The 24,629-nt window shown below is 59.3% G+C and carries 25 protein-coding genes, 1 tRNA gene, 1 pseudogene and 2 riboswitches; of the genes and pseudogenes, 19 read left to right on the top strand and 8 right to left on the bottom strand.

Features of this window, described 5'->3' with window-relative positions; all coding sequences use genetic code 11:
* Positions 1-83: 83 nt before the first annotated feature.
* Complete coding sequence (locus tag ACZM22_RS10050) at positions 84-230, bottom strand: helix-turn-helix domain-containing protein (protein ID WP_489543961.1); 147 nt, start codon at positions 228-230, stop codon at positions 84-86.
* 186 nt (positions 231-416) lie between these two features.
* On the opposite strand from ACZM22_RS10050, the gene ACZM22_RS10045 reads away from it, so the two are divergent.
* From ACZM22_RS10045 to ACZM22_RS10030, 4 genes are read left to right on the top strand one after another with little or no spacing between them, the layout of a single operon-like run.
* A complete protein-coding gene (locus ACZM22_RS10045; RefSeq protein WP_483268281.1) occupies positions 417-1,868 on the top strand; it encodes a nicotinate phosphoribosyltransferase in 1,452 nt (483 codons plus the stop codon).
* A gap of 39 nt (positions 1,869-1,907) precedes the next feature.
* Positions 1,908-3,461 (top strand): cardiolipin synthase, encoded by a 1,554-nt coding sequence (gene cls / locus ACZM22_RS10040; RefSeq protein ID WP_489543960.1) that lies wholly within the window; start codon positions 1,908-1,910, stop codon positions 3,459-3,461.
* A 13-nt stretch (positions 3,462-3,474) separates the two neighbouring features.
* Positions 3,475-4,089, top strand: coding sequence for a thiamine diphosphokinase (locus tag ACZM22_RS10035; protein WP_489543959.1), 615 nt, complete (start codon positions 3,475-3,477; stop codon positions 4,087-4,089).
* A 6-nt stretch (positions 4,090-4,095) separates the two neighbouring features.
* Positions 4,096-4,605: a DUF4430 domain-containing protein gene (locus tag ACZM22_RS10030; RefSeq protein ID WP_489543958.1), complete on the top strand. Its 510-nt coding sequence runs from the start codon at positions 4,096-4,098 to the stop codon at positions 4,603-4,605.
* A 65-nt stretch (positions 4,606-4,670) separates the two neighbouring features.
* On the opposite strand, the gene ACZM22_RS10025 is transcribed toward ACZM22_RS10030, so the two are convergent.
* Together ACZM22_RS10025 and ACZM22_RS10020 are read right to left on the bottom strand one after the other, a co-directional pair.
* Entirely contained in the window at positions 4,671-5,936 is a 1,266-nt protein-coding gene (locus ACZM22_RS10025; protein ID WP_489543957.1) for a bifunctional folylpolyglutamate synthase/dihydrofolate synthase, read from the bottom strand.
* On the bottom strand, positions 5,923-6,519 hold the full coding sequence (locus tag ACZM22_RS10020; protein ID WP_489543956.1) for a folate family ECF transporter S component: 597 nt from the start codon (positions 6,517-6,519) through the stop codon (positions 5,923-5,925). Before ACZM22_RS10020 ends, ACZM22_RS10025 begins: the two co-directional genes overlap by 14 nt.
* 60 nt (positions 6,520-6,579) lie before the next feature.
* Positions 6,580-6,675, bottom strand: a riboswitch (THF riboswitch).
* Positions 6,676-6,807: 132 nt separating this feature from the next.
* Between ACZM22_RS10020 and ACZM22_RS10015 the strand changes: the two genes are divergently transcribed.
* The 5 genes from ACZM22_RS10015 (at position 6,808) to ACZM22_RS09995 (ending at position 11,249) form a co-directional block, all read left to right on the top strand.
* Positions 6,808-8,619: a formate--tetrahydrofolate ligase gene (locus ACZM22_RS10015; protein WP_489543955.1), complete on the top strand. Its 1,812-nt coding sequence runs from the start codon at positions 6,808-6,810 to the stop codon at positions 8,617-8,619.
* A gap of 15 nt (positions 8,620-8,634) precedes the next feature.
* Entirely contained in the window at positions 8,635-9,246 is a 612-nt protein-coding gene (locus ACZM22_RS10010) for a cyclodeaminase/cyclohydrolase family protein (protein ID WP_489543954.1), read from the top strand.
* Between the two features lie 13 nt (positions 9,247-9,259).
* Entirely contained in the window at positions 9,260-10,120 is an 861-nt protein-coding gene (locus ACZM22_RS10005) for a bifunctional 5,10-methylenetetrahydrofolate dehydrogenase/5,10-methenyltetrahydrofolate cyclohydrolase (protein WP_489543953.1), read from the top strand.
* Between the two features lie 22 nt (positions 10,121-10,142).
* Positions 10,143-10,880, top strand: coding sequence for a putative ABC transporter permease (locus tag ACZM22_RS10000; protein WP_489543952.1), 738 nt, complete (start codon positions 10,143-10,145; stop codon positions 10,878-10,880).
* Positions 10,881-10,958: 78 nt separating this feature from the next.
* Positions 10,959-11,249, top strand: coding sequence for a cysteine-rich small domain-containing protein (locus ACZM22_RS09995; protein WP_489543951.1), 291 nt, complete (start codon positions 10,959-10,961; stop codon positions 11,247-11,249).
* Between the two features lie 161 nt (positions 11,250-11,410).
* Here the strand turns inward: ACZM22_RS09995 and spoIIP are convergent, their stop codons facing one another.
* Entirely contained in the window at positions 11,411-12,538 is a 1,128-nt protein-coding gene (gene spoIIP, locus ACZM22_RS09990; protein ID WP_489543950.1) for a stage II sporulation protein P, read from the bottom strand.
* A 93-nt stretch (positions 12,539-12,631) separates the two neighbouring features.
* Positions 12,632-12,731, top strand: a riboswitch (purine riboswitch).
* Between the two features lie 36 nt (positions 12,732-12,767).
* Between spoIIP and ACZM22_RS09985 the strand changes: the two genes are divergently transcribed.
* The 3 genes from ACZM22_RS09985 to htpG all read left to right on the top strand — a co-directional run bounded on the left by ACZM22_RS09985 (position 12,768) and on the right by htpG (position 16,526).
* Positions 12,768-14,033: an amidohydrolase family protein gene (locus ACZM22_RS09985; protein ID WP_489543949.1), complete on the top strand. Its 1,266-nt coding sequence runs from the start codon at positions 12,768-12,770 to the stop codon at positions 14,031-14,033.
* 251 nt (positions 14,034-14,284) lie between these two features.
* Positions 14,285-14,563 (top strand): hypothetical protein, encoded by a 279-nt coding sequence (locus ACZM22_RS09980; RefSeq protein WP_489543948.1) that lies wholly within the window; start codon positions 14,285-14,287, stop codon positions 14,561-14,563.
* A 76-nt stretch (positions 14,564-14,639) separates the two neighbouring features.
* A complete protein-coding gene (gene htpG / locus ACZM22_RS09975; RefSeq protein WP_489543947.1) occupies positions 14,640-16,526 on the top strand; it encodes a molecular chaperone HtpG in 1,887 nt (628 codons plus the stop codon).
* Between the two features lie 49 nt (positions 16,527-16,575).
* Here the strand turns inward: htpG and ACZM22_RS09970 are convergent, their stop codons facing one another.
* Positions 16,576-16,995, bottom strand: coding sequence for a hypothetical protein (locus tag ACZM22_RS09970; RefSeq protein ID WP_489543946.1), 420 nt, complete (start codon positions 16,993-16,995; stop codon positions 16,576-16,578).
* 348 nt (positions 16,996-17,343) lie between these two features.
* Positions 17,344-17,425, bottom strand: a tRNA-OTHER gene (locus tag ACZM22_RS09965).
* Positions 17,426-17,596: 171 nt separating this feature from the next.
* Here ACZM22_RS09965 and ACZM22_RS09960 point away from each other — a divergent pair.
* Positions 17,597-17,773: a hypothetical protein gene (locus tag ACZM22_RS09960; protein ID WP_489543945.1), complete on the top strand. Its 177-nt coding sequence runs from the start codon at positions 17,597-17,599 to the stop codon at positions 17,771-17,773.
* A gap of 165 nt (positions 17,774-17,938) precedes the next feature.
* Here the strand turns inward: ACZM22_RS09960 and ACZM22_RS09955 are convergent, their stop codons facing one another.
* A complete protein-coding gene (locus tag ACZM22_RS09955) occupies positions 17,939-19,129 on the bottom strand; it encodes a DUF6575 domain-containing protein (protein ID WP_489543944.1) in 1,191 nt (396 codons plus the stop codon).
* On the bottom strand, positions 19,122-19,535 hold the full coding sequence (locus ACZM22_RS09950; protein WP_215688865.1) for a hypothetical protein: 414 nt from the start codon (positions 19,533-19,535) through the stop codon (positions 19,122-19,124). Before ACZM22_RS09950 ends, ACZM22_RS09955 begins: the two co-directional genes overlap by 8 nt.
* A 215-nt stretch (positions 19,536-19,750) precedes the next feature.
* On the opposite strand from ACZM22_RS09950, the gene ACZM22_RS09945 reads away from it, so the two are divergent.
* The 6 genes and pseudogenes from ACZM22_RS09945 to ACZM22_RS09920 form a co-directional block, all read left to right on the top strand.
* Positions 19,751-21,217: a ParB/RepB/Spo0J family partition protein gene (locus ACZM22_RS09945; RefSeq protein ID WP_489543943.1), complete on the top strand. Its 1,467-nt coding sequence runs from the start codon at positions 19,751-19,753 to the stop codon at positions 21,215-21,217.
* 278 nt (positions 21,218-21,495) lie between these two features.
* Positions 21,496-21,837: a DUF7768 domain-containing protein gene (locus tag ACZM22_RS09940; RefSeq protein WP_489543942.1), complete on the top strand. Its 342-nt coding sequence runs from the start codon at positions 21,496-21,498 to the stop codon at positions 21,835-21,837.
* A gap of 1 nt (position 21,838) precedes the next feature.
* Positions 21,839-22,924, top strand: a complete 1,086-nt coding sequence (locus ACZM22_RS09935) for a DNA cytosine methyltransferase (RefSeq protein WP_489543941.1) — start codon at positions 21,839-21,841, stop codon at positions 22,922-22,924.
* Positions 22,911-23,618, top strand: coding sequence for an antirestriction protein ArdA (locus tag ACZM22_RS09930; RefSeq protein ID WP_489543940.1), 708 nt, complete (start codon positions 22,911-22,913; stop codon positions 23,616-23,618). The genes ACZM22_RS09935 and ACZM22_RS09930 overlap by 14 nt, the downstream gene beginning before the upstream one ends.
* 148 nt (positions 23,619-23,766) lie before the next feature.
* Positions 23,767-24,252: a PcfB family protein gene (locus tag ACZM22_RS09925; protein WP_489543939.1), complete on the top strand. Its 486-nt coding sequence runs from the start codon at positions 23,767-23,769 to the stop codon at positions 24,250-24,252.
* A pseudogene (locus ACZM22_RS09920) lies at positions 24,242-24,541 on the top strand (VirD4-like conjugal transfer protein, CD1115 family); the annotation flags it as partial. The gene ACZM22_RS09925 and the pseudogene ACZM22_RS09920, both read left to right, overlap by 11 nt.
* Between the last annotated feature and the right edge of the window lie 88 nt (positions 24,542-24,629).

The raw sequence follows: 24,629 nt of genomic DNA, 5'->3' as shown, positions 1-24,629 counted from the left end.
CAGTATCATCAAATTGCTGTCCTTGCGGTTTATTATAGCTGGTAGTGTATAAGCGTGGGTTCATCATATTTGGTGTGGTATCTTTAACTATGGGAAACTCCACGTTCCCATTTGCTCACGGCCTTATCGGTGACGTGGAGCATCTGGGCCAGCTGCTGCTGAGTCAGGTGCCGGCGTCTGCGATTTTCAGCGATAAAGGCGCCGAGAATTTGTTTGTCCAAAGTGATCACCTCGCCGCTATTGTAGCAAATGTGCCGGAAAACGCAACCGACCGGTGGTTTAGCTTGCCCATTTTTCGCATTTTCCGCAGAGTGGCTGGGAAAAACCGGCAAGGGTTGCGTGAAGGGGAAAATCGCGGTATAATACACTTAATACACTTTGCGCGGCGCGCAAAGACCGATATTGAGGTATGAAGGATGAAAACACAGGAAAAGCTGAACATGACTATGCTTTGCGATTTCTACGAGCTGACCATGGGCAACGGGTATTTCCAGACCGGCTACAAGGATCGCATCGTGTATTTCGACGTATTCTTCCGGAAGGTGCCGGACGGCGGCGGCTTCGCCATCACGGCGGGACTGGAGCAGCTCATCGACTACATCGAGAACCTGCACTTCTCGGAGGAGGACATCGCCTACCTGCGGGGCCGCGGCATCTTCTGCGAGGAATTTCTGGCCTATCTCCGTGACTTCCGTTTCACCGGCGATATCTATGCCATTCCCGAGGGCACGCCGGTATTTCCCAAGGAGCCGCTGGTGGTGGTGCGCGCACCGGCCATCGAAGCCCAGCTCATCGAGACCTTCACCCTGCTGACCATCAACCACCAGAGCCTCATCGCCACTAAGGCCAACCGCATCCAGCGGGCCGCCCGGGGCCGGACGGTGCTGGAATTCGGCTCCCGCCGTGCACAGGGTGCGGACGCCGCCATCGTGGGCGCCCGCGCGGCCTATATCGGCGGCGTAGCCGGTACGGCCTGCACACTTTCGGACGAGGTGTACAGCGTGCCCGCCGGCGGTACTATGGCCCATGCCTGGGTCCAGATGTTCCCCAGCGAGCTGGAGGCGTTTAAGACCTACTGCCGCCTGTATCCCACCAACGCCACGCTGCTGGTGGACACCTACAACACGCTGCACTCCGGCATCCCCAATGCCATCCGTGCCTTTGACGAGGTGCTCAAGCCTTTGGGCATCACCCAGTGCGGCATCCGCCTGGACTCCGGCGACCTGGCCTACCTCACGCAGAAGGCCCGCAAAATGCTGGACGATGCGGGCTGGACGGACTGCAAGATCTCCGTGTCCAACTCGCTGGACGAGTACCTCATCCAGGATATGCTGCTGCAGGGCGCACAGATCGACATGTTCGGCGTGGGCGAGCGGCTCATCACCGCCAAGTCCGAGCCGGTGTTCGGCGGCGTCTATAAGCTGGTGGCCGTTGAGGAGCCGGACGGCACCATCGTGCCCAAGATCAAGGTCAGCGAGAACGTGGAGAAGATCACGGTGCCCCATTTCAAGAAGGTGTACCGCTTCTACGGCCGCGACAACGGCAAGGCTCTGGCCGACTACATGGCCCTCCACGATGAGACCGTGGACGATACCAGAGATCTGACCATCTTCGATCCGCTGGCCACATGGAAGAAAAAGCGCATCTACAATTTCGAGGCCCGCGAGCTGCTGGTGCCGGTGTTTCTGCACGGCAAGCGGGTATACGACAGCCCGTCGCTGCCGGAGATCCGCGAATACTGCCGTCAGCAGATAGACACCCTGTGGGATGAGGTGAAGCGTTTCGACTACCCCCACAAGTACTACGTGGACCTGTCCGATAAGCTCTGGGACATCCAGCAGCACCTGCTGCGCAGCTCCCAGGAATAAGGTAATTGCCCCGATAGAAAGAGAGAAGGAGGAACGCCTATGAAAAAACCGAGAGTCCAACAGAGGACAGAACGCCGCATATCTGCGGCGCTGCGGTTGGTGCTGGTGGCTGTGCTGCTGGTGGCCCAGATCGCGCTGGTGCTCCTCCTGAGCACTGTACTGAAGCAGCGGGCGGCGCTGGCCTACACCGCGCTGGAGCTGGTGGCATTCGTCTGCGCTGTGTATATCTGGACGAAGCCCGGGACCACCAGCTACAAGGTGGGATGGATATTCCTGATTCTATTCCTGCCGGTGGTGGGCCTGATGCTCTACTGGCTGTGGAACGGCGGGCGGCAGTCCAAGCGTCTGGACCTGAAAAAGCTGCCGCGGCCTCAGGAGTCCGCCTGCAAGCAGGAAGAGAGCCGCCTGAACATAGAAAAGCTGCGGCAGAGCATGCCCCAGTGGGCTCCGCTGGCGTCCTATCTGAACAATAAAGGTTTTTCCCTTTACAGGGCGACAGACGCAGTATATCTGCCCACCGGCAAGGACTTTCTGGAGGATATGCTGTCCGCCATGGAGAAGGCGGAGCGCTTCATCTTCCTGGAGTACTTCATTATGGCCGAGGGCGAGATATGGGACCGGCTGACCAATGTGCTGCGCCGCAAGAGCGGGCAGGGCGTGGAGATCAAGCTGATCTTCGACGACTTCGGCAGCATGATGCGCATGCCGGCGGAGCGGGTGGATGCCCTGCGCCGTGCCGGTGTGGAGGTCATCGTCTTTAATCCGGTACACCACTACGTGAACCGGCTGTACTTCAACTACCGCGACCACCGGAAAATCACCTGCATCGATGGCGATGTGGCCTACACCGGCGGCGCCAACCTGGCCGATGAGTACGCCGACATCATCCGGCGCTTCGGCTACTGGAAGGACTGCGGCCTGCGGCTGGAGGGCGAGGGCGCCTGGGGCCTGACCCGTGAGTTCATCTACATGTGGGAGCGCCTGGGCGGCGAGATGCACAACGAGCATGACTACTACCGCCCTATTCACAGCGCCGCCTCCGACGGCTTCTGCCAGACCATCGTGGATGGGCCGGACAACAATCCTGACGCCACGGCGGAGGATGTGTTCCTCCAGTTGATCACGCGGGCCCGCCAGACGGTGTATATCACCACGCCTTACCTGGCCATCGACGAGCCCATGATCAAGGCACTGTGCGTGGCGGGGGACAGCGGCGTGGATGTGCGGCTGATGATGCCGGGCATCCCCGACCACTGGTTTGCCTATCAGGTGGCCCAGAGCTATTTTCCGGAGTTGACAGGCCACCATGTGAAGATATATACTTACACGCCGGGCCTTATCCACGGCAAGACCGTGATGGTGGACCGCGAGGCGGCCTTCGTGGGCTCGGTGAACATGGACTTCCGCAGCTTCCAGCTGCACTTTGAGTGCGGCGAGCTGCTGTACCGCATGCCCGCCATTGAGTCGCTGCTGGAGGATATGGACAACATCATCCAGAACAGCCAGCCGGTGACGCCGGCGCGCATGGCGGCGCGGCCATGGTATCTGCGAGTCGTGGGTGTGGTGCTGCGGCTGTTCGCCATGTGGATGTAAAGGAGGAGCGCAAGTGGCCTGTTATATTTTCGGTGCAGGAGGCTTTTACGGTCTGCCGCAGCGTCCCGCGGCGGGGGACACCGTCATTGCCGCCGACGGCGGCTGGCGCATCTGCCGCAGGGAGAACATCACGCCGGACCTGCTGCTGGGGGATTTCGACTCCCTGCACACCATGCCGGACTTCGCCCGCATCCGCCGCGTGCCGGTGGAGAAGGACGATACCGACATGATGCTGGCCATCAAGGAGGGGCTGGGCCGCGGTGAGACAGAATTTCACCTCTACGGCGGCATGGGCGGCCGCACCGACCATACCATCGCCAACCTTCAGGGGCTGCTGTATCTGGCGGACCACGGCGCACGGGGCTGGCTGTACGGCGACAGGGAGCGGTTCACCGCCATCCGGGACGGCAGCATCACCCTGCCCGCCCGGGAAAGGGGTATCGTGTCCGTGTTCTGCATGGGCGCGGACGCGCAGGGCGTCACCATCGAGGGCGGCCAGTACACGGTGCATGATGCGGTGCTGACATCGTCATTTCCTCTGGGTGTCAGCAATCATTATGTGGGCAACCCTGTCCGCGTCACCGTGACGCGGGGCAGTTTGCTGATAGCATTGATCGAAAAGGAGTAAACAAGCATGAAAAAGAACGGACTGAATAAGCTGCTGGCCCTGCTGCTGGCGCTGGTGATGGTACTGTCTCTGGCCGCCTGCGGCAATAAGGCACAGGACAACGGCGCCGCCGATAAGGACGCGGGCGCTGTCACCGATACCGACAACAACACCGGCGACAACGGCGATGCCGCTGCCCCGCAGGACCGCGTGGTGGCTGACGGCGACGTGATCGGCGAGGGCAAGACCGCCTTCACCGTGGAGGTCGCCCAGCTGGACGGCACATCCATCACCTTCACCGTCAACACCGACAAGGAGACGGTGGGCGAGGCTCTGCTGGAGCTGGGCGTCGTGGCCGGTGACACCACTGAGTACGGCCTGTACGTCACCACCGTCAACGGTGTGACGCTGGACTACAACACCGACGGTGCGTACTGGGCGTTCTACATCAACGGGGAGTACGCCTCCACCGGTGTGGATGCCACCAACATCGAAGCCGGCGCCGCCTACGCCCTGAAGGCGGAAAAGGCCGCCTGAGACAGCGGACAGACAAAAAGGACAGGCATGACCACTGGTCATGCCTGTCCTTTTTGTCTGGTTTTTCAGCGGAGCAGCGCCGCTTCGGCCTCACCCATGAGGTACAGGGAACCGCAGCACAGCACAGCACCGCCGTTGGCAGCCTTCGCCAGGGCCAGCGCAGCGCCCTCCGCCACGGTATCGCAGGCGGTAACAGGCTTGCCCAGCGTCTGGAGATATGACGCCAGCTCCTGGGCCGGCAGGGCCCGGGGACTGTCCGGCGTCACGGTGATGAACTGCGCCGCATAGGGCAGCAGCGGGGCGTACATCCGGTGATAGTCCTTGTCCCGCAGCACGCCGGTGAGCACCGTCAAGGGTCGGTCCGGCAGGTAGTCCTGAATATTCTCCACCAGCGCCGCCATGCACTGGGGGTTGTGGCCGCCGTCCATCACCACCAGCGGCTTGCGGCGTACCACCTCAAAGCGGACGGGCCAGCGCACCTGCGCCAGACCCTGCCGCACGGCGTCCTCACCGATGGCCCAGCCCCGGCGGCGCAGTACCTCCACCGCAGTGAGAGCCGCAGCGGCGTTGCGCAGCTGCATCCGTCCCAGCAGGGGCAGGTGCAGGCCGGACAGAGAACCGAAGCTGAACTCCTGCCCCTCCAGAGAATGGCTGACAGGGACCAAGGTATCCATGTCCACAGGGTGCAGCGTCACACCGCACCGACGGCAGCGATCCGCCACCACCTCCCGCACCGACGGCGCACAGGGGTAAAGCACCGCGTCGCAGCCGGCTTTGATGATGCCGGACTTGGTGGCGGCGATCTTCTCCGCCGTGTCGCCCAGGTAGGCGGTGTGGTCCAGCCCAATATTGCACAGCACCGCCGCCTCCGGCGCGGGGATGACATTGGTGGCGTCGAGCTCGCCGCCCATGCCCACCTCGCATACCACGATGTCGCAATTTCGACTTGCGAACCAGGCGAAGGCGATGGCTGTCACCATCTCAAATTCCGTGGGGTGGTCGGCCATGCCGTCCGCCAGCGGCCGCACCTCCTCCGTCACGGCGCACAGCTCCGCATCGGAGATGGGCGCGCCGTCGATCTGCATCCGCTCGTTGAACCGGAAGATGTAGGGCGAGGTGTAGAGCCCCGTGCGATAGCCCGCTGCCCGCAGCACGGAAGCCAGTATGGCGCAGGTGGAGCCCTTGCCGTTGGTGCCGGTGACGTGGACGAACTTCATCGTCCGCTCCGGATGTCCCATCTGGGCCAGCAGCTCGTCGATGCGGCTCAGGCCCAGGCTGCTGCGCCGCCAGTCCACCGCATGGATGTAATCCAGGGCTTCATTGATGGTCATGCTCTGCGCCTCCCTTGACCTGGATACGCCGCTGCACAGCGTTGAGTGCGCCGCGGCGCAGCAGCAGCCACACGATCAGCGTGTCCACCGTGCCGGTGAGGGCGAATTGGATGCTGCGGGACACCAGCTTTGCCAGAAAAAATGCCTGCTTGGCATCGCCGCCGTACACCAGAGCCAGCGCCATGCTCTGCCACAGGACGGAGCCCACGATGGCCGCGGGGAAGAAGGCCAGCGCCGTGCGGAGCAGGGCTGGCCGGTCCGTCACATACCGCCGTACCGCACCGGCCAGCAGGCCGTACAGGATGGGGGGCACGCAGAAAATGGGATTGTAGCCGAAGGGGGAGAACAGGCAGCCGATGAGATCGGCGGCGAAGCCCACCACCGCCCCGGGAATGGGGCCGAACAGCAGGCCCGACAGCACGATAGGCACGGCCTCCAGAGAGATACGGGTGGTCTCGGCGGGGATGAGGGTCAGCACCCGTGCCAGCACCACGCTCAGCGCGGTCAGCAGGGCGCAGACGGTGAGAGCGTAGGTGTTGAACACGGGACGGGATACGGTGCGCGGCAATTCTTTTTCGGGCATAAAAAAACCTCCTTATCCTTGGGATGGGAGGGATCTCATAGATAAAACAGCAGAATTGCACCGTGTGGAAGCTGGAATGGAATCGCGGAGCAAGCTCCTTCGTCCGGCGGCAGCCTCCCATCCGTCCGGCACTTAACGCACCATTCCTACACACAGGCTGAGAGCATTATACAGCACGCCGCAGGGAAAAACAAGAGGGAATTCAGACGTTCCCTGCGGAACGGTGATTGACGGGACAGGCGGGCATTGTGTATAATGGTCAGCAGAATATACTGGGGAGGATGCGACATGGAGATACGGTTTACAGACGGCAGCTATGCGGACGGTGGGGAGCGGATCATGCTGGACCCCACAGTCTACCCCGACTGGCAGATCGGCGCGGCAGCAGAGAGGGCGCTGCCGCCGGTGGAGGAGTTCCGCCGCCGGATGGGCCTCCTGCCGGAGGAGCTTATTCCCTACGGCAAGACGCCCAAGCTGGATTTTCTGCGCATCATGGAGCGGCTGAAGGACCGGCCCAGCGGCAAATATATCGAGGTCACGGCCATCACCCCCACGCCGCTGGGAGAGGGCAAGTCTACCACGTCTCTGGGCCTCATCGAGGGGTTGGGACACCTGGGCAAGAACGTGGGAGGCTGCCTGCGCCAGCCCTCCGGCGGCCCTACCATGAACGTCAAGGGCACCGCTGCCGGCGGCGGCAACGCCCTGCTGATCCCCATGACTGAGTTTTCGCTGGGCCTGACCGGCGACATCAACGACATCATGAACGCCCACAATCTGGCCATGACAGCGCTGAACGCCCGCATGCAGCACGAGCGGAACTACGACGATGCCAAGCTGGCCCAGCGCGGTCTGCGCCGTCTGGACATCGATCCGGAGCGGGTGCAGTGGAGCTTTGTACTGGACTTCTGCTGCCAGGCGCTGCGGAAGATGCGTATCGGCCTGGGCGAGGGAAAGATGGACGGCTACCCCATGGACACCTGCGCCAACATCGCCGTTAGCTCCGAACTGATGGCCATTCTGGCGGTGGCGCGGGACCTGCCGGATCTGCGCCGCCGCATTGGCGACATCGTGCTGGCCTACGACCGGCAGGGCCGCCCTGTCACCACCGAGAATCTGGAGGTGGCGGGCGCCATGACGGCCTGGATGCGCAATACGATAAATCCCACCCTGTGCTACACCGTGGAGCACCAACCGGTGCTGGTCCACGCGGGGCCCTTCGCCAACATCGCCATCGGCCAGTCCTCGGTGATCGGGGACCGGCTGGGCACAAAGCTGTTCGACTATCACGTCACTGAGTCCGGCTTCGCCGCCGACATCGGGTTCGAGAAGTTCTGGAACGTGAAGTGCCGTCTGTCCGGCCTGAAGCCGGATGTGTCGGTGCTGGTGGCCACCGTCCGCGCCCTGAAGATGCACGGCGGCGGGCCGGAGGTAACACCTGGCCGTCCGCTGCCGGACGCCTACACAAAAGAGGACCTGACCCTGCTGGAGCGGGGCTGTGCCAACCTGCTGCACCACGTGAACATCATCCGCAAGTCTGGTGTCACGCCGGTGGTGTGCCTGAACCGATTCTATACCGATACGGATCTGGAGCTGGCGCTGGTGCGCCGCATCTGCGAGGAGTACGGCGTGCGCTGCGCCGTGTCCGACCACTGGCGCTATGGCGGCGCGGGGGCAGAGGAGCTGGCGCGGGTTGTGCTGGAGGCGTGTGAGGAGCCGTCGGAGCTGAAGCTGCTGTACCCCGATGACATGCCTCTGCGCCAGCGGGTGGAGCGCATTGCCAGGGAGGTCTACGGCGCGGACGGCGTGGACTGGTCGCCGCTGGCGGCGGAAAAGGCCGCACGGTTTGAGAGCGACCCCAAGTATGCGGATTTCTGTACCATGATGGTCAAGACACACCTCTCCCTGTCCCACGACCCCACGAAGAAGGGGGTGCCCACCGGCTGGCGTCTGCCGGTGCGGGATGTGCTGGAGTACAGCGGCGCACGGTTTCTGTGCCCCGTGGCCGGCGGCATCTCCATGATGCCCGGTACCGGCTCCGACCCCGCCTACCGCCGCATCGATGTGGATACGGCCACCGGCGCGGTGACGGGCCTGTTTTAAGAGAGGAGCGCTTTTATGGACGATACGATGCGGAGCTGCCGCGAATTTACGGCGGTGCTGTCCTCCGCAGCTCCCGCGCCCGGGGGCGGCGGCGCGGCGGCACTGACCGCCGCCGTGGGCACGGCACTGTGCGGCATGGTGGCCAACCTCACCACGGGGAAAAAAGCCTACTCTGCGGTAGAAAGTGATATACAGCAATTGCTGTCAACTACAAATGCTTTACAGGAAAAGCTGCTGGATCAGGTGGCCGCGGACGCGGAGGGATTCCTGCCGCTGGCGGCGGTATATGCCCTGCCCAAGGACGCGCCTGACCGCGCGGCAAAGCTGGTGCAGGCATCGGAGACGGCCTGTGCCGTGCCGCTGCGGATCATGGAGCTGTGCGTGGATGCGCTGGCCGCTGCGGGGCGTCTGGCGGACATCGGCTCCCGTCTGGCGGTGTCCGATGCCGGGTGCGCCGCCGCCATTCTGGGCGGAGCATTGCGGGCGGCGTCCCTGAACGTGCTGGTGAATACCAAGGCCATGGGCGCGGCGGGCGCACCGCTGACGGAGCGGTGCCTTGCCCTGCTGGCCAGGGGCGAAGCGGCGTCTGACGCCGTATTCAAGCAGGTGAAGGACCGCCTGCTGTAAGGAGGAACGGCCTATGGCAAGACTATTGACGGGCAGAGAAGCGGCGTCGGCCCTGACCGAAGAGCTGAAAGGGCGCACGGCATCGCTGGCGCGGCAGGGAGTGACGCCGAAGCTGGTGATCCTGCGCTGCGGCGAGAACGAAGCGGACGGCGCGTACCTGCGGGGCGCACTGAAACGCGGCGCACTGTGCGGCGTAGAGGTCGAGGTCCGTACCTTGCCGGATACGGCATCGCGGCAGCAGCTGCTGGACGCCATCGATGCTGTCAACGCAGACAGCACCGTCCACGGATGTTTGCTGCTGCGGCCCCTGCCGCCCCATCTGCGGGACGCGGAGCCGGAGATCTGTGACCGGCTGCTGCCGGAAAAGGATGTGGATGGCATGACCGGCACCTCCGCCGCCGGTGTGTATCTGGGCCGGCCTTTGGGCTTCGCCCCCTGCACGGCGGAGGCGGTGACGGTACTTCTGGAGCATTACGGCGTGGCCTGCGCCGAAAAGCGGGCGGTGGTCATCGGCCGCTCTCCCGTGGTGGGACGGCCTGCGGCCATGCTTCTGCTGGCGCGGAATGCCACGGTGACGGTGTGCCACACCGCTACGGCGGACCTGCCCGCCGTCACCCGCGGAGCGGACATCATCGTGTCGGCGGCCGGTGCGGCGGGGAGCCTGACGGCATCTCACGTCCGACCTGGCCAGACGGTGATCGATGTGTCCGTGAGCTGGGATGCGGCGCGGAACGCTATGGTGGGCGACGCGGAATTTGACGCCGTGTCCGCCGTGGTGGATGCCATCACGCCGGTACCCGGGGGCGTGGGCGCGGTGACATCCGCCGTGCTGATGCGCCATGTGGTATTGGCGGCGGAACGCGGAAGAAAGTAAGAAGTAAGAGGATAGAGGATATATGAATCTGTTTTTGACGTTGGCGTATCTGTTTTTCATCGGCTCCGTGCTGGGCTGGGTGTTGGAGCTGTTCTATCGGCGCTTCATCTCCGGCGCCAATCCGGAGCGGAAGTGGATCAATCCGGGCTTCTGCGTGGGCCCTTACGTGCCGCTGTACGGTTTCGGCCTGTGCATCCTGTTTGTGCTGGCCTATATCGGCGACGCCCATAAGGTCAACACCACGGGCGGCAAGCTGCTGATGTTTCTGGGCATGGCGGTGAGCATGACGGCCATCGAGTACATCGCCGGTATCGTGTCCCTGAAGTTCATGCACATCCGCCTGTGGGATTACAGCAGCCAGTGGGGAAACATCCAGGGCCTCATCTGCCCGCAGTTCTCCCTGATCTGGGCGGCGGCCAGCGCGGGATATTACTTTCTGGTACACCCCTACATTCTGAATGCGCTGCGGTGGCTGTCGGAGAATCTGGCGTTTTCTTTTGTCATCGGATACTTCTTCGGCGTGTTCACCATCGACGTGGTCTACTCCGCACACCTGGTCACCCGCATCCGTAAGTTCGCCCAGGAGAACGAGGTGGACATCAAGTTCGAGCGCCTGAAATCCCATATCCGCAGCCGTCAGGACGAGCTGCGGGAGAAGAACAACTTCCTGTTTGCCTTCCGCTCCAGCCACTCGCTGGCCGAGCACCTGCGTGAGGCGCAGGAGGCATGGGAGGAGCGGCGCAAGAGTATCAAGAAGTGAGCGGCATCCCGGCCTCCGCCAGCTGGCGGCACGGGACATCCCGTAGTGGAATTAATATTTATACAGGAGGAATGTAAAGTGAGCGACCTTTACAGAAAAAAACCGGAGGAATGTCACTATTCCTTCACCCAGCACAGAGCCTGCGAGTTCTTTCCGTGTCACAAGACCGACCATCCGGAGGACTTCAACTGTCTGTTCTGCTACTGTCCGCTGTATACGCTGGGCAGTCACTGCGGCGGCAACTTCGTCTATCTGGACAGCGGCGTGAAGGACTGCTCCAATTGCCTGGTACCCCACGGGCGGGGGAGTTACAGCTACGTGGTGAAGAAATTTCCCGAGCTGATGGAGCTGGCCAAGAAAAACCGTTGACACGGCAGGGATACAGAACTGCAAGCAGGCCCCGCGGCATGGCTGCGGGGCCTGTTTTTATGCGGGGGAAGGGACGTCATGTGGACATTCAGGCGGCGCATGCCGCCATTTGGCTGAGGTTCACAGTGGGGGAGAGTCCTGCGATCGTTTGAGATGCCGGACTATTTTTCCGTGATCACCTGGGCGAAGCCTACGGCGAAGAGCTGGGCAGCGCGAAGGGCCTCACTGAGGGAGTTGCCGGCGGTGCCGATCTCCACCAGCATGCTGCCGGTGGTCAGGTGCTGGTTGTAATTGGAGTTGCGCAGCGTCATGGGGCGCATCAGGGTGGGGGAGGTGTCCGTCAGCCTCTGCTGTACCGCCACGGCCAGCTTCACATTTTCCAGCCAGTGGTCGTTGTTGCTGCCCATGACAAAGCTGATCTGGGCACAGCGGGGGTCCTCGCGGGTAATGACCTTGTACTGGTGACCCGCCTTATCCTCGATGGCATCGCGGTGGACATCCAGCACGAAGGACAACGTGGGATATTTTTCCAGATAGCCGCGGATGGCATCCGCCGCCCGCTCGTAGGCCCCGTCGTAGGCGGGATCGTCGTACAGCACACGGTCATGAAGGACGGAGATGCCGTAGGAGGACAGGACGGCAGCGATCTCATCACCCACGCGGATCATATTCACCGAGTTGTCCGCCGTGCGGCAGGTGCCGGTGGGGGCGTACTCCTGCCCTTTGGGCATGGTGTAGGCCTCGCTGCCGTGGGTGTGGACGATCAGAACCTGGGGCGCGTCGTCGGAGAGTGCGGCGGCGAAGCTGCCGTCGAACCAGGCGGGGTCCAGCGCCTTGGTGGAGTTGTTTTTGATAAATACGTCACCTACCTGCACAAAGCCGGAGGGGGAGGTGGGGGCGATAGTCTGGGACGCGGCGCCGTTGTCGGCATCGTCCCGGGGCGCATCTGGCAGGGAGGGCTGCGGCGTCTCCTCCGGCTCCTTCCGGGACGTGTCGGGCTCCGATACGGGGGCCGCGTCATCGGACGCAGGAAGGGAGGATACCTCCGCCCAGGCGGACAGCAGCAGCGGAGACTCTCGCAGGGCCAGCATGGCGGGCAGAGCCAGCGCGTCCACCGGAAACGTGTCGCCCAGCTCCCAGCGGAGCAGAGCCACCGGCAGGCGGGCGGAGTCGCGGACGGCGGCAATCGCGCTGCGCAGGCTGTCGGCACCGGCGGTGACGGCGGTGATCCACAGCGTGGCGGCGGCCAGAACAATGGCGGCAAGACGGGTAAAGCGGCTTTTTTTCACAGGTATCCCTCCTCTGCGGTATAGACAAGCCTATGCGGCAGCGGAGCGGGATATGATTTTTTCCTTGCAAAACGGGGCGAAAAGCGGTATAATGCAAAAAAGACGAATATGGCTCATATAGTCCCGCAGCAACGGTGCGGGACGTTTCTACGGCGCCGCCGACGGCGCCACTATGGGTGTTCTGACAGTGTGCAGAACGCCTTTTTATTTTTCACGGGAGGTACGAGTCATGACACAGGTGCTGCGCGGAAACATCGTTCACGCCCCCAAGATGGGAGAGCTGTCCATCCTGGAGCACGGCTGCTTGGTGTTGGAGGACGGCGTGATACTGGCGGTCTGTTCCGATCTGCCCCAGGAGCTGGAGGGGGCAGAGCTGCGGGACTACGGCGACCGGCTGCTGATGCAGTCCTTCGTGGACATGCACCTCCACGCGCCGCAGTACCCCATGCTGGGCATGGGAATGGACTTACAGCTGCTGGACTGGCTGAATACCTACACATTCCCCACGGAGGCGCGGTTCGCCGACACGGACTACGCCCGCAGGGTGTACCGGCGGCTGGCCAGCGACCTCATCACCAGCGGCACCACGAGGGTGTGCATGTTCTCATCCCTCCACACGGAGGCCACGTGGATCTTGATGGATGAGCTGGAGAGGGCCGGCGTCACCGGCTATGTAGGCAAGGTGAACATGGATCGCAATGGCCTGCCCGGGGTGCTGGAGGAAACCACGGAGGAGTCCATCCGCGAGACGGTGCGGTGGCTGGACGGGTGCCATTTTGAACACGTCAGGCCCATCATCACGCCGCGGTTCACGCCCAGCTGCACCGATGAGCTGATGACGGCGCTGGGCCAGCTGGCCCGGGAGCGGGGACTGTATGTGCAGTCTCATCTGTCGGAGAACACCCGTGAGATCCAGCTGGTGCGGGAGCTGCACCCCGACTGCAGGCAGTACTGGGAGACTTACGACAAGTACGGATTGTGGAAGGATCACACGGTGATGGCCCACTGCGTCCACTCCGACCAGCGGGAACGGGCGGCCATCCGCGACGCCGGTGTAGTGGTGGTACACTGCGCAGATTCCAACGTGAACATCTGCTCCGGCCTGTGTCCCGTGCGGCAGATGGTCAACGAGGGGCTGTGGGTCACGCTGGGCAGCGACATCGCCGGCGGTGCGCAGCTGCCCATGTACAAGGTCATCACCATGTCCATCCGCACCTCCAAGGCACGGCGGGTCACGGACGGCTGGCACCCCGATTTCCTGACAGTGCCGGAGGGATACTATCTGGGTACCACGGCGGGACACAAATACTTCGGCGCGGGGGACGGCTTTGCGGTGGGGGATAAGCTCCACGCGGTGGTCATCGATGACGGCGACTTCCCCGAGGCCAGCCATCCCCTGTCGGTGAGGGAGCGGTTCGAGCGGGCTATCTACATGACCCACCGGCACAACATCGTGTCCGTCTGGTCCGACGGGCGGGAGGTCGTGCGGAGGTAACAGCGCAGAAAAGGGGGCGGCGGAAGCCGTCTCTTTTTTTGAAGCGTTTTGTGCGAAACAGGGAAAATGCGCAAAACGGCAGAGGCGGCGCGTTGACAGACGGCCATCGCGGGATTATAATAAAGAGGAAAGTTGGAATGCCGTCGGAAAATGTCCCTGATGCGGGGCGGAAACAGACGGACATACTGTGAAGCGAATTAACTTTACAGAGACTGTGAAACGGTGAAAACTACGATATAAGGAGGCTGCACATGAAAAAGGTTCTGGAGATCGCCGCCGGTGCGGCGAAGAAGGCGGCCGGCACGGCGCTGGCGCTGGTGGGCAAGGGCTTTTCCCTGTGCCTGTCCGCTGTACGGCACGCGGCTGCGGCGGCGAGACATCTCACCGCCAAGGTGACGGGCAAGGCGGCGCACTGCGTGGGCGGTAAGATCAAGAAGGCGGCGGCACCGGCGCTGAAGGGCGTCATGATCGCGTCCGCCGCGGTGACGGTGTTGTCCTGCGTGGGCTGGCTGGTGGCCCGTCGGGACTGAGAAACCGCAAACGGTACAAGACGGGGAGGTGCGCTGCGCATCTCCCCGATATGTTATGAAAAAAGGAGTGTCCTGTATGGAAAGAAAGGAATTCAAAGCGGAGTCCAAGCGGCTGCTGGACCTGATGATCAACTCGATCTATACCCACAAGGAGATCTTCCTGCGGGAGATCATCTCCAACGCCTCTGACGCCATCGATAAGCTGAGTTATCTCAGTCTCACCGACGATAAGGTGGGCATCAGCCGCGACCAGTTTGCCATCACGCTGGCAGTGGACAAGGAGAAGCGGCTGCTGACCGTCAGCGACAATGGTATCGGCATGGACCAGAGCGAGTTGGAGAACAATCTGGGCGTCATCGCCTCCTCCGGCAGCCTGCGGTTCCGACAGGAGATGGAGGGCGAGGCCGCCGCGGACACCGACATTATCGGCCAGTTCGGCGTGGGCTTCTACTCCGCGTTCATGGTGGCCGATGAGATCACCGTCATCACCAGAAAGTATGGTCAGGAGCAGGCGTGGAGGTGGCAATCCACCGGCGTGGACGGCTACACCATCGAGCCCTGCGAGAAGGAGACAGTGGGCACCGACATCATCATGCACATCAAGGCAGACGGCGAGGAGAAGGAGGAGTACAGCCAGTACCTGCGGGAGCACACGCTGTACGCGCTGGTGAAGAAGTACTCGGACTACATCCGCTTCCCCATCCGCATGGAGATGCCCCATTCCGTTCGGAAGGAGGGCAGCTCCGACGAAAAACCGGAGTACGAGGAGAAGTACGAGTGGGAGACGCTGAACAGCATGGTGCCTCTGTGGCAGCGGAAGAAAGGCGATGTGACAAAGGAGGAGTACGACGAATTTTACCAGCAGCGGTTTGCCGACCCCCATCCGCCGCTGAGCGTTATCACCGTGTCCGCTGAGGGCGCTGTGACCTACAAGGCCATGCTGTTTATCCCCTCCGCGGCCAACGGGAGGTACTACACCGAGGACTATGAGAGCGGCCTGCAGCTGTACTCCGCCGGTGTGATGATCATGGACAAGTGCGCCGACCTGCTGCCGGACTGCTTCAACTTCGTCCGCGGCGTGGTGGATTCGCCGGATCTGAACCTCAACATCTCCCGCGAGCTTTTGCAGCATGACCGGCAGCTGAAGATCATCTGCGCCAATCTGGAGAAGAAGATCCGCGGGGAGCTGGAGCGGATGCTGCGGGACGAGCGGGAGAAGTATGAGCAGTTCTGGCAGAGCTTCGGCCGCCAGCTGAAGGTGTGCGCCATGGACAACTACGGCGCCAAGAAGGAGACGCTCCAGGATCTGATGCTGTTCTACTCCTCCACGGAGAAGAAGCTGGTGACGCTGGCGGAGTACGTGGGCCGCATGAAGGAGGATCAGAAGTTCATCTATTATGCCTCCGGCGATACGGTGGAGGCCATCGATCATATGCCGCAGACAGAGCTCTTAAAGGAGCACAGCATGGAGATCCTGTACTTCACGGACAAGGCGGACGAGTTCCTGGCCGATATCCTGCGGACGTATCAGGACAAGCCCTTCCGCTCCGCCATCGACGGAGATCTGGAGCTGGGCGATGCCCAAAAGCCCGATGAGACGGAGCACTACAAGGACGCCTTCGACTTCATCAAGGAGACGCTGGGCGGCCGCGTGGACACCGTGAAGGCATCCACCAAGCTCAAGACCCATCCGGTGTGCCTTACCAGCGGCGAGGGCGTCACCTTTGAGATGGAGAAGTACTTCACGGCGGTGCAGCCGGAGCTGGGCCTGAAGGCCAAGCGCATTCTGGAGATTAACGTGGACCATCCGGCGTTCCTGGCCTTCGAGGCGGCGCGGGTGACGGACCCCGAAAAGGCCAAGAAGTACGCGGAGATCCTCTACAACCAGGCCGTGCTCATCGCGGGCATGCCCATCGAGGATCCGTCGTCCTACACCGACCTGCTGTGCTCCCTGTGGCAGTAAAGCAACAGAAAAAAACCTCCCCTGACCGGCGGTCGGGGGAGGTTTTTTATCAGGCGTATTTCTTCTTTTTCACCGTTATGGAGAGGAGCAGGGCGGCGCTGCACACGCAGGCTGCGCTCCACAGTGCCACGCGGCTGCTGTCCGCTGTCCTGGGGGAGGACACGCCCACTGCGGCGGTGCGGTCTGCGCCGGTAGAGGTATGGACCTGGTAGGTGATGCACACGGGAGACATGCTGGTGAACCGGACAAGGATGCCGCCCTTGGTACTGGTTCCCTTCAGCGTCTCGATCTGGCCCGCGCGCTCACCGGAGGTGATCATGTGGGTGATGACAAAGGTGCGGCTGCGGTTCGTGCCCTGGGGATAGGGAAGGAGCACCTCCACGCCCTCGGCGGGGAAGTTTTCCGGCGCCACCGTGGTCAGGGTGCCGTCGTCACCGCGTGGACTTGAAGCCGCCGGTACAGTCGGCATAGGTGGGGTCGTGGAGTGTGCTGCCGGTTGTCACAGGGAGATGCGGCCACGGCGCTGACAGGCAGCAGGTAGATCAGCAGGGCAAGGAAAAACGCAGTCCATTTCTTCGTGATGGAATCCCTCTCTTATGTGATTTGTGCCGTAAAACAAGCGCCCTCGGCTAAGTGCGCCGGAGTTTGCAAATCCATTATACCGCATCTGGTGCGTATTGGAAAGGTTTGCCTGGAAGATGCTGGAAAATGTAGGGGGCGTGTTTTGCAGTTAGAAATGCGTTAGAAGAGCAGAGGACGGCTACCTGATCTGGGCAAAAAGAAAACCTTGAAACCATTGTGGTTTCAAGGTTTTCTTTGGTGGAGATAAGCGGGATCGAACCGCTGACCTCTTGAATGCCATTCAAGCGCTCTCCCGGTTAGTGCGGTTACATACCCCCTAAACCGGGTCAAAAGAGCGCTTCAATACGCGGGTACCCCCAAAACACACCCTGAATGTCTTTCATTATAGTCAAAGAAAGCCCGTATATCAAGGAAAATAATTTTTCGGCTTTGCGTCCCTCCACGGCATGATATAATTTTTGTGTCCATGTTGGAAAGGAGGTGCAGGCATGGAAAAAGAATATATTGCCGGAGAGCCTCAACGATACGAAATTGGCGGTCGAGTTTTTATCGTTGAGCCACGGTACAGGAAAGACGGTGAAAGCATGGCAGACATCTTGCTAAAGCTGATGTTTGCCGACTTGGACGAAGAGATGCGAGCAACAAATAAAACTATAACAGACTAAAATTGAAAGTATCAATCTGGCAGTCAGCAAGAGGTTATTTATTCTAACAAAAGCTCCCGTTGCCTAAATCTTTATAGGCAGCGGGAACTTGCTGTTGATAGATTAAAATCTTTCTTTACGCATACGCTTGCATACACGAAAAAAACTGATACTACAACAATCTGATTAGATTTCTGTTTCTGATTGTGGGACAATAGGTCTAATTGCAGTCAATGTATATAACAATTTTTCTTCTCGTGTCATAGAGTCGGAGCCAATGCGTATTTCAATATCTGCTTCGACACTCTGCGGAACAGAGAACACGCTACTGCTGAGGGCTGGTGTAAGTTGCCCTTTAATGCTCTCATTGCTGACAGTAATAAATTCAAAACTGCAACGCTCTACATTCGCACCTACAAGCCGACCACAAACCGTAATTGGCTCAACAATTTCTTCGATTTCAGAATTAATAAGAATAAGATTAGAAGATAATTCTTTTGTTGAGAAATGTTTAATAAATGTCTCGTTATTGGGCGATGCATTGTTAATCTTTATGCCTGTCTTGCTCGACAACAACGACTGCAATAAAGCTCTATATTTAACTGCTACTCGAGGATTCTGTGTTGAAAGGAACTCACGCAGTCGATCTTTATCATTCGCAGCCATAAACAAATGATTAAAATCTCGAAGCGTTGTCGTCAAAGGCGTTTCACGATGGATGTCACACAGTTCATTAGACTTTAGTCTTATTCCAACCGATGCCGCAAACATCCCTGTTGCACATAGAGCACAATCTTCTTTGATTTTTTTGGGTATTGTCCCGCGTAAACTACCGTTCTTAAAAGCGATTGCATAAATAAGCTGCTGGACATTATTCAACATATCACCTAACACGGCACAAGGGATTTCTGTAATATGTGTGTCATCTTTCTCAAGAGAAATTTCAATAATATCACGCATCTCTTGAGTTGCTTGAACTGCCGGAGTATCTATCGGAGGAAGAACCTCCATGCCTGCTTTAAAGTCAAGCAATTCACCGTATTCGGGCAGAAAATCATCTGTTAAAGTCTTAGGATCAATAGTAGCAACATCAAAGATGTCATTTTCGAGTTCTATTTTCCAAAGAAAAGACTCTGGATTTGTAATTAGATCCCGGATTTCAATAGAGTTCTTTTCTGCTTTCAAAAGGCGGCCTAACGAAATTGGTACAGCCAGCCATGCTGAAGAATCATCATTTTTTGCAGGAACCGCAATAACAAAGTACGGTTGCATAGTTTTTGTCATGCAAGAAAAAATTTGTGGTTCTTCATAGAACAGATAGATGTGGCGGTAATATAAATCACCAATATAAGGGAGCGACGCAAACAATTCACTCACTTATACCACCTCCTCCGTTATGTATTTCAAAAAATGTATGTGGCTTTACTCCATCATATAACCACCAAGTATAGTGGTTTGGATTTGCTCCGCTGGGAGTTCTTAGTAATTTGCCCCGTTGACTATTATTTGATCCACTTGCCACATACTTATATTTACTTCTCAAATTGGGAGACTTGCTCCTCGCACGATTACAATCATCTACAGATCTAAACACAGATAAACCGTATGCGTTGATATTGTCCTTATGCTTTTGCGGGTTAATCAGATAGAAAGATACAAAATCTTGTTCTGTTAGGGTTAAGTTTTTGCATAAACGGAACAAAACACATTCCTCATCTGTTGCTTCCTCGGGAGGGCACTTTGCAGGGAAATATGCTGGAAATTTCAAAGCATTATTATCCATAAAACGCCTCCTAATGATACAACAATACAGTATAATAATAGCAGAAGAATATCCGAAACGCAATAGAAATCTAAATATTGAGGAAACCTGAGAACAACGCTGCCCAACAGGACAACGGGCGGCGTTTTCATATATAAAACCATGAAGGGAGGTCACTTCCACCCGGCCAGTCTGCGGACTGGCTTTTTTTCATGCCACAAAAAGGAGGTTTGCAAATGGCAGATGATAAGAAGAATATTCCCGAGGCAGCCCCGCCCGCCGAGGCTCCCGCTCCTGCGGTAGAAAATGTCGCCGTGCCGGAGCAGCCTGTTCCCGAGCCTGTGCTGACTGACGCGGAGGCGGTCATGCTGGAACACGAGGGGCAGGCGGCGCTCTTTGAAATGGGCGAGGCCGTGCCTGATCCCGCCGACGCTGTTACCCACGCTGAGGTGGAGGAGCCTGCCGCTCCCGAAGTCCCCAAGGCTGGAAAGGAGCAGGAGCAGCCGCCCGTTCCCGGCAAGGATGACCCCGCCCCGGCACATTCCGGCAAGGTGGTGGATTTTGCCGCTGCCCGTGACGAGGCGGCCAAGGAAGAGAAAAAGGCGGTCAAGCAGAAGCCGCCCACGGAAAAGGACAAGGCCGCCAAACCCGGAAGAGGGCGTCCGCCCAAGGAGGGCAAGGCTGCTCCCGATAAGGCCAAGCCGCCCAAACCTCGGGACAAAAAGTCCCAAAGCAAGCCCGTCCCGGAGAAGCCTGCCGTGGATAAGGGCGGTGCTCCCGCTGGCGCGGAGATTACGCCGGAGCCGTCTGCGCCCCGTGACGCCACCCGTGCCGAAAAAGAGGAGATCGTTTATCTCAACCTGTCTGATCTGCACCCGTTCAAAAATCATCCCTTTGGTGTCCGGGACGATGCGGAGATGCAGGGACTTGTGGAGTCGGTCAAGGCGGCGGGCGTCAATCAGCCAGCGCTGGTGCGTCCCCGTGAGGATGGCGGCTACGAGATCATCGCAGGCCACCGCCGCCAGCGGGCAAGTGAGCTTGCCGGGTATCGCAATATGCCCTGTATCGTCCGCAACATGACGGACGATGAAGCCATCCTCGCTATGACGGATGACAACCTCCGTCACCGTGAGCGCATTTTGCCCACGGAAAAGGCGCAGTCGCTCAAAATGCAGGTGGAGGCCATCAAGCACCAAGGCTCCCGTCCCGGCGAGGAGGACAAGGACGCCGGAAAACGTTCCACGCAGGTCGTGGGAGATCGCAACGGTATGAACTACAAGCAGGTGCAGCGGTATATCCGTTTGACTGAGCTTGTGCCGGATTTGCAGAAAATGGTGGACGAGAAAAAGCTGGCGTTCACCCCGGCGGTGGAGATCTCATTCATCCGCCCCAAAAATCAGAGGTATATCGCTGTGTCCATCGAGGGGCAGCAGTCCTCGCCCTCGCTGTCGCAGGCACAGAAAATGCGGGAACTGGACAAGGACGGCAAGCTCAACGGCGATGTGATCGACGGTATTCTGTCGCAGGAGAAAAAGGAGGTAGACAAGGTGATCATCAATAGCGCGGAACTGGAAAAGTATTTCGGCAAGGACAAGTCCCCGAGAGAAATGAAAGACATGATCATTTCTCTGCTGGATGACTGGAAGGCCAAGCAGCCGCCCGAGCTGGGCAAGCCCGAGAAGAAAACGGATCTTGAAAAGTGACCTTGGGACTTTTTGTCCCGAGGTCTTTCGTTTCCCCGGATGGCTCTTTGGGTTATATCCCCCGTCGCCGCCCGTATTTCAGCATGGCCGGGAGCGGGCTGTCAAGGGTGCATCGCACCGCCGTTTTCGGCGGCCAGCCCTTGACCGCCTGTCCCGGCTATGCTTTTTCTCCGGCAAGCGGCGGGGGTATATCCTCCAGAGCCGCCCCCTTTCCCAAGAATGGGAAAGGGCGTGGGGTTTGGGCTGACCTACTACATTATAAATTGGAGGTTTTTACAATGAAACGACCCCTCGCATATATTACCGCCGCATGGTGCGGCAGCGACCACGAAAACACGAAGCTGGCGGCGCAGTATTGCCGCACGGTGTATGAGGCGGGCTTTTCGCCTATCTGCCCGACGCTCTATCAGCCGCTTTTCCTCAATGACGCCGTTCCAGAGGAACATAAGAGCGGTATCGACATGGGGTGCGACCTGCTCCGCCGTTCTCATGTGCTGGTGGTGTGCGGTCATACCGTCACCGAAGCCATGAAGAACGACATCGCCGTTGCCCAGCGGCTCGGGATCACCGCCACCACCCTTGAGGGCATTTTGACCGTCAAGGGACAGGGGCGCAGATAAGATGACGGCGCTCCGGCTGGGGAGCCTGTTCGACGGGATCGGTGTGTTTCCTCTGGCGGCGGTGCGCTGCGGCATTGAGCCGGTATGGGCAAGCGAGATTGAAAAAGCCCCTATCTCTATCACCAAGCGCCACTTTCCCGATATGGCGCACTTGGGGGATGTGACAAAATTGGACGGGCGGGATCTCCCGCCCGTCCATATCATCACCTTTGGCTCACCGTGTCAAAATCTCTCGCAGATCGGCAACCGCAAGGGGCTTGCGGGAGAAAAGTCCAGTCTGTTCTTTCAAGCCATCCGCATTATCCGTGAAATGAGGGAGGCGACAAATGGTCTATTTCCAGCAATCGCTGTTTGGGAAAATGTCATGGGAGCGTTTTCATCAAATGACAGGATGGATTTTAGAGCCGTCCTATCCGCTTTCACAGACACCGATATTCCAATGCCTGCTTCTGGAAGATGGGCAGGAGCCGGAATGGTGCGAGGGCGAACGCCTGACCTCTGCTGGCGGCTCATGGACGCCCAGCATTGGGCAAGCCCCCGGCTGGCACGACGGCAGCGCATCTTTCTTGTGGCAGACTTTGGAGGACGGCGTTCCCACGAAATACTTTTTAAGCCCCGCACAATGCAGTCACTTCCTGCACGTGGCGGAGATCGCGGGCTGCCCGCCGCCTGCGGAGATCGAGGCTCTTTTATTGAAGCAGGGCGGCGTGTACCAATTACCCGACCCTTTCAATGCTTCCGTATGCGGGCGTCCGCCAAGGAGCGGACGGAAACAGCGTTCCGAAACAGCTTCGGACTGCCAACTGACCCTTTTCCCACTCTGTTAGCGGGCGGCATTTCACCCTTTGCCTTTTGGTATGAGGACGATCCCGCAGGGGGCTGCGTCCGCTTTCCCACAGAAACGGAATGTGAGCGGCTCATGGGGCTGCCGGAGGGCTGGACAAGATACGGCGCTGATGGGGAGGAAATTTTATCCTCTCACCGCTATCGGGCGTTGGGAAACGCCATTGCGCTGCCCTGTGCCGAGTACATCATGGCGGGGATCACGGAGGCGCTGACAAAAGGAGGTGCAAATGACGGTATTTGAAGCCTACATCACCAACCTCGGTAAATACGCCGAGGGGCAGCTTGTGGGCGAAACGCTGAAATTTCCGGCCACCACGGAGGAGGTGCAATCGCTCTTAAAGAACATCGGCGTGGACGGTGTGCGGTATGAGGAGTTTTTCATCACCGCCTTTGACGGCGATGTGATGGGCTTATACGACTATCTCGCCGAGTATGAAAACTTGGACGAGCTGAACCATCTGGCGCATCTCATTTCCGAGCTGGACAGCGACGAGATCGAAACGCTGGAGGCCGTACTCAATAAGGGCGACCATACTTCCAGCGTGGCGGACATCATCAACCTTGTTCACAATCTGGACTGCTACGATCTGCACCCCGGCGTGACCGACGATGAAACGCTGGGGCGCATCTATGTAGAGGACATGGAGCTGTTGGATGTGCCGGATAATGTGCTGCCCTACTTCGATTTTGAAGCCTACGGGCGGGATATGCGGATCAACGAGGGCGGCCACTTCGCCCCCACGGGCTATCTGACCCGCAGCGGCGACTTTAAGGAGGTGTACCACGGCATCGAGGATATTCCCGCCGAACACCGCATTTTTGCGTACCCCAAATTGAATATCCGGGAGCAGATGGCGGCCTACAAGGAGGTCATAGACCGTTCCTCTTTGGAGGGCGAACGCCTGCACCCGAGAAAGGAGCATGATGACCGCTGACCTTGGGACATTTTGTCCCGAGGTCATATTTCTACCAGAGAGGAGGCGATGACGGCTGGTAGACGAGGATATTTCCCGGCGCACGATTGCCGTATCGGTAAAGGCGTCGAAGCTGACCGCCCGGGGGCTTGCCTATGCTCTCCGGGCGGTGGGGCGCAAGATCGCCAAGGCACACCGGGCAAAGCAGATGCCCCACGGCAAGCAGACCGTGAAAAAGCTCATGGCGCACGGCACATCCACTAACAGCCTTGAACTGTCCGGGGATACCAAGCTCTTTGACCGGGTAGCCCGGAAGTGGAATGTGGACTATGCCTTTTATCAGACCGAACCGGGGAAATACCTGCTGTTCTTCAAGTCCGGGCAGGCGGACGCTATGACCGCCTGCTTTTCGGAATACTCCCGCAAGGTGCTGGATAAGGCCAAGTCCCGCCAGCCCACGATCCCCGAACAGATGAAGCAGGCGGAACAGCAGCTTGCCAAGGAAAAGCTGCCCAAGGAAAACAGGGCTCCCGCAAAGTCGCAAGACTTTGTGGGAAGAGGAGAAACAACGGAGCGGGCGGATTTCGGACATGAAATGGCCGAAGGAGCAGAGCGGAGTTTGGTTCGACGAAAGGAGGTGTCGTATGACAGATAAGCTCCGTAAATATGTGCTGCCCAACATTCCCTATGTGTTCATCAGCTGGGCGTTCCTCAAGCTGGGGACGGCGTACCGTCTGGCCGCTGGCGCAGGCTTCGGGGAAAAGCTGCTGGGGCTGGGTCAGACTGTCGGCGCAGCCTTTGCCGACTTTGCCCCCGGCCTTGCTCTCTTTGACTGGCTGGTGGGCATTGTGGGAGCGGTGGCGTTCCGCCTGCTGATCTACTTCAAAAGCAAGAACGCAAAGAAGTTTCGCCGGGATGCGGAGTACGGCAGTGCCCGTTGTGGTGCATAATCTTAACTGTAAGGAAAACTATGTGGACGCAGGAGGTATGCACATGAACGAATATAATAAAATTACAGCCCTTTACTCCCGC

It is taken from the genome of Vescimonas sp. (assembly GCF_057856985.1).
Note: the sequence above shows the minus strand (reverse complement) of the source record. Positions and strands in the feature narration are given on the sequence as shown.

What these genes read in the sequence shown, in the direction of transcription:
- ACZM22_RS10020 (WP_489543956.1), bottom strand. Translation starts at nt 6,519, where the DNA reads ATGCCCGAAAAAGAATTGCCGCGCACCGTATCCCGTCCCGTGTTCAAC.
- ACZM22_RS09930 (WP_489543940.1), top strand. Translation starts at nt 22,911, where the DNA reads ATGACGGTATTTGAAGCCTACATCACCAACCTCGGTAAATACGCCGAG.
- cls (WP_489543960.1), top strand. Translation starts at nt 1,908, where the DNA reads ATGAAAAAACCGAGAGTCCAACAGAGGACAGAACGCCGCATATCTGCG.
- ACZM22_RS10010 (WP_489543954.1), top strand. Translation starts at nt 8,635, where the DNA reads ATGGACGATACGATGCGGAGCTGCCGCGAATTTACGGCGGTGCTGTCC.
- ACZM22_RS09935 (WP_489543941.1), top strand. Translation starts at nt 21,839, where the DNA reads ATGACGGCGCTCCGGCTGGGGAGCCTGTTCGACGGGATCGGTGTGTTT.
- ACZM22_RS09940 (WP_489543942.1), top strand. Translation starts at nt 21,496, where the DNA reads ATGAAACGACCCCTCGCATATATTACCGCCGCATGGTGCGGCAGCGAC.
- ACZM22_RS10000 (WP_489543952.1), top strand. Translation starts at nt 10,143, where the DNA reads ATGAATCTGTTTTTGACGTTGGCGTATCTGTTTTTCATCGGCTCCGTG.
- ACZM22_RS09945 (WP_489543943.1), top strand. Translation starts at nt 19,751, where the DNA reads ATGGCAGATGATAAGAAGAATATTCCCGAGGCAGCCCCGCCCGCCGAG.
- ACZM22_RS09950 (WP_215688865.1), bottom strand. Translation starts at nt 19,535, where the DNA reads ATGGATAATAATGCTTTGAAATTTCCAGCATATTTCCCTGCAAAGTGC.
- ACZM22_RS10005 (WP_489543953.1), top strand. Translation starts at nt 9,260, where the DNA reads ATGGCAAGACTATTGACGGGCAGAGAAGCGGCGTCGGCCCTGACCGAA.
- htpG (WP_489543947.1), top strand. Translation starts at nt 14,640, where the DNA reads ATGGAAAGAAAGGAATTCAAAGCGGAGTCCAAGCGGCTGCTGGACCTG.
- ACZM22_RS10025 (WP_489543957.1), bottom strand. Translation starts at nt 5,936, where the DNA reads ATGACCATCAATGAAGCCCTGGATTACATCCATGCGGTGGACTGGCGG.
- ACZM22_RS09960 (WP_489543945.1), top strand. Translation starts at nt 17,597, where the DNA reads ATGGAAAAAGAATATATTGCCGGAGAGCCTCAACGATACGAAATTGGC.
- ACZM22_RS09980 (WP_489543948.1), top strand. Translation starts at nt 14,285, where the DNA reads ATGAAAAAGGTTCTGGAGATCGCCGCCGGTGCGGCGAAGAAGGCGGCC.
- ACZM22_RS10015 (WP_489543955.1), top strand. Translation starts at nt 6,808, where the DNA reads ATGGAGATACGGTTTACAGACGGCAGCTATGCGGACGGTGGGGAGCGG.
- ACZM22_RS10045 (WP_483268281.1), top strand. Translation starts at nt 417, where the DNA reads ATGAAAACACAGGAAAAGCTGAACATGACTATGCTTTGCGATTTCTAC.
- ACZM22_RS09985 (WP_489543949.1), top strand. Translation starts at nt 12,768, where the DNA reads ATGACACAGGTGCTGCGCGGAAACATCGTTCACGCCCCCAAGATGGGA.
- ACZM22_RS10030 (WP_489543958.1), top strand. Translation starts at nt 4,096, where the DNA reads ATGAAAAAGAACGGACTGAATAAGCTGCTGGCCCTGCTGCTGGCGCTG.
- ACZM22_RS09970 (WP_489543946.1), bottom strand. Translation starts at nt 16,995, where the DNA reads ATGCCGACTGTACCGGCGGCTTCAAGTCCACGCGGTGACGACGGCACC.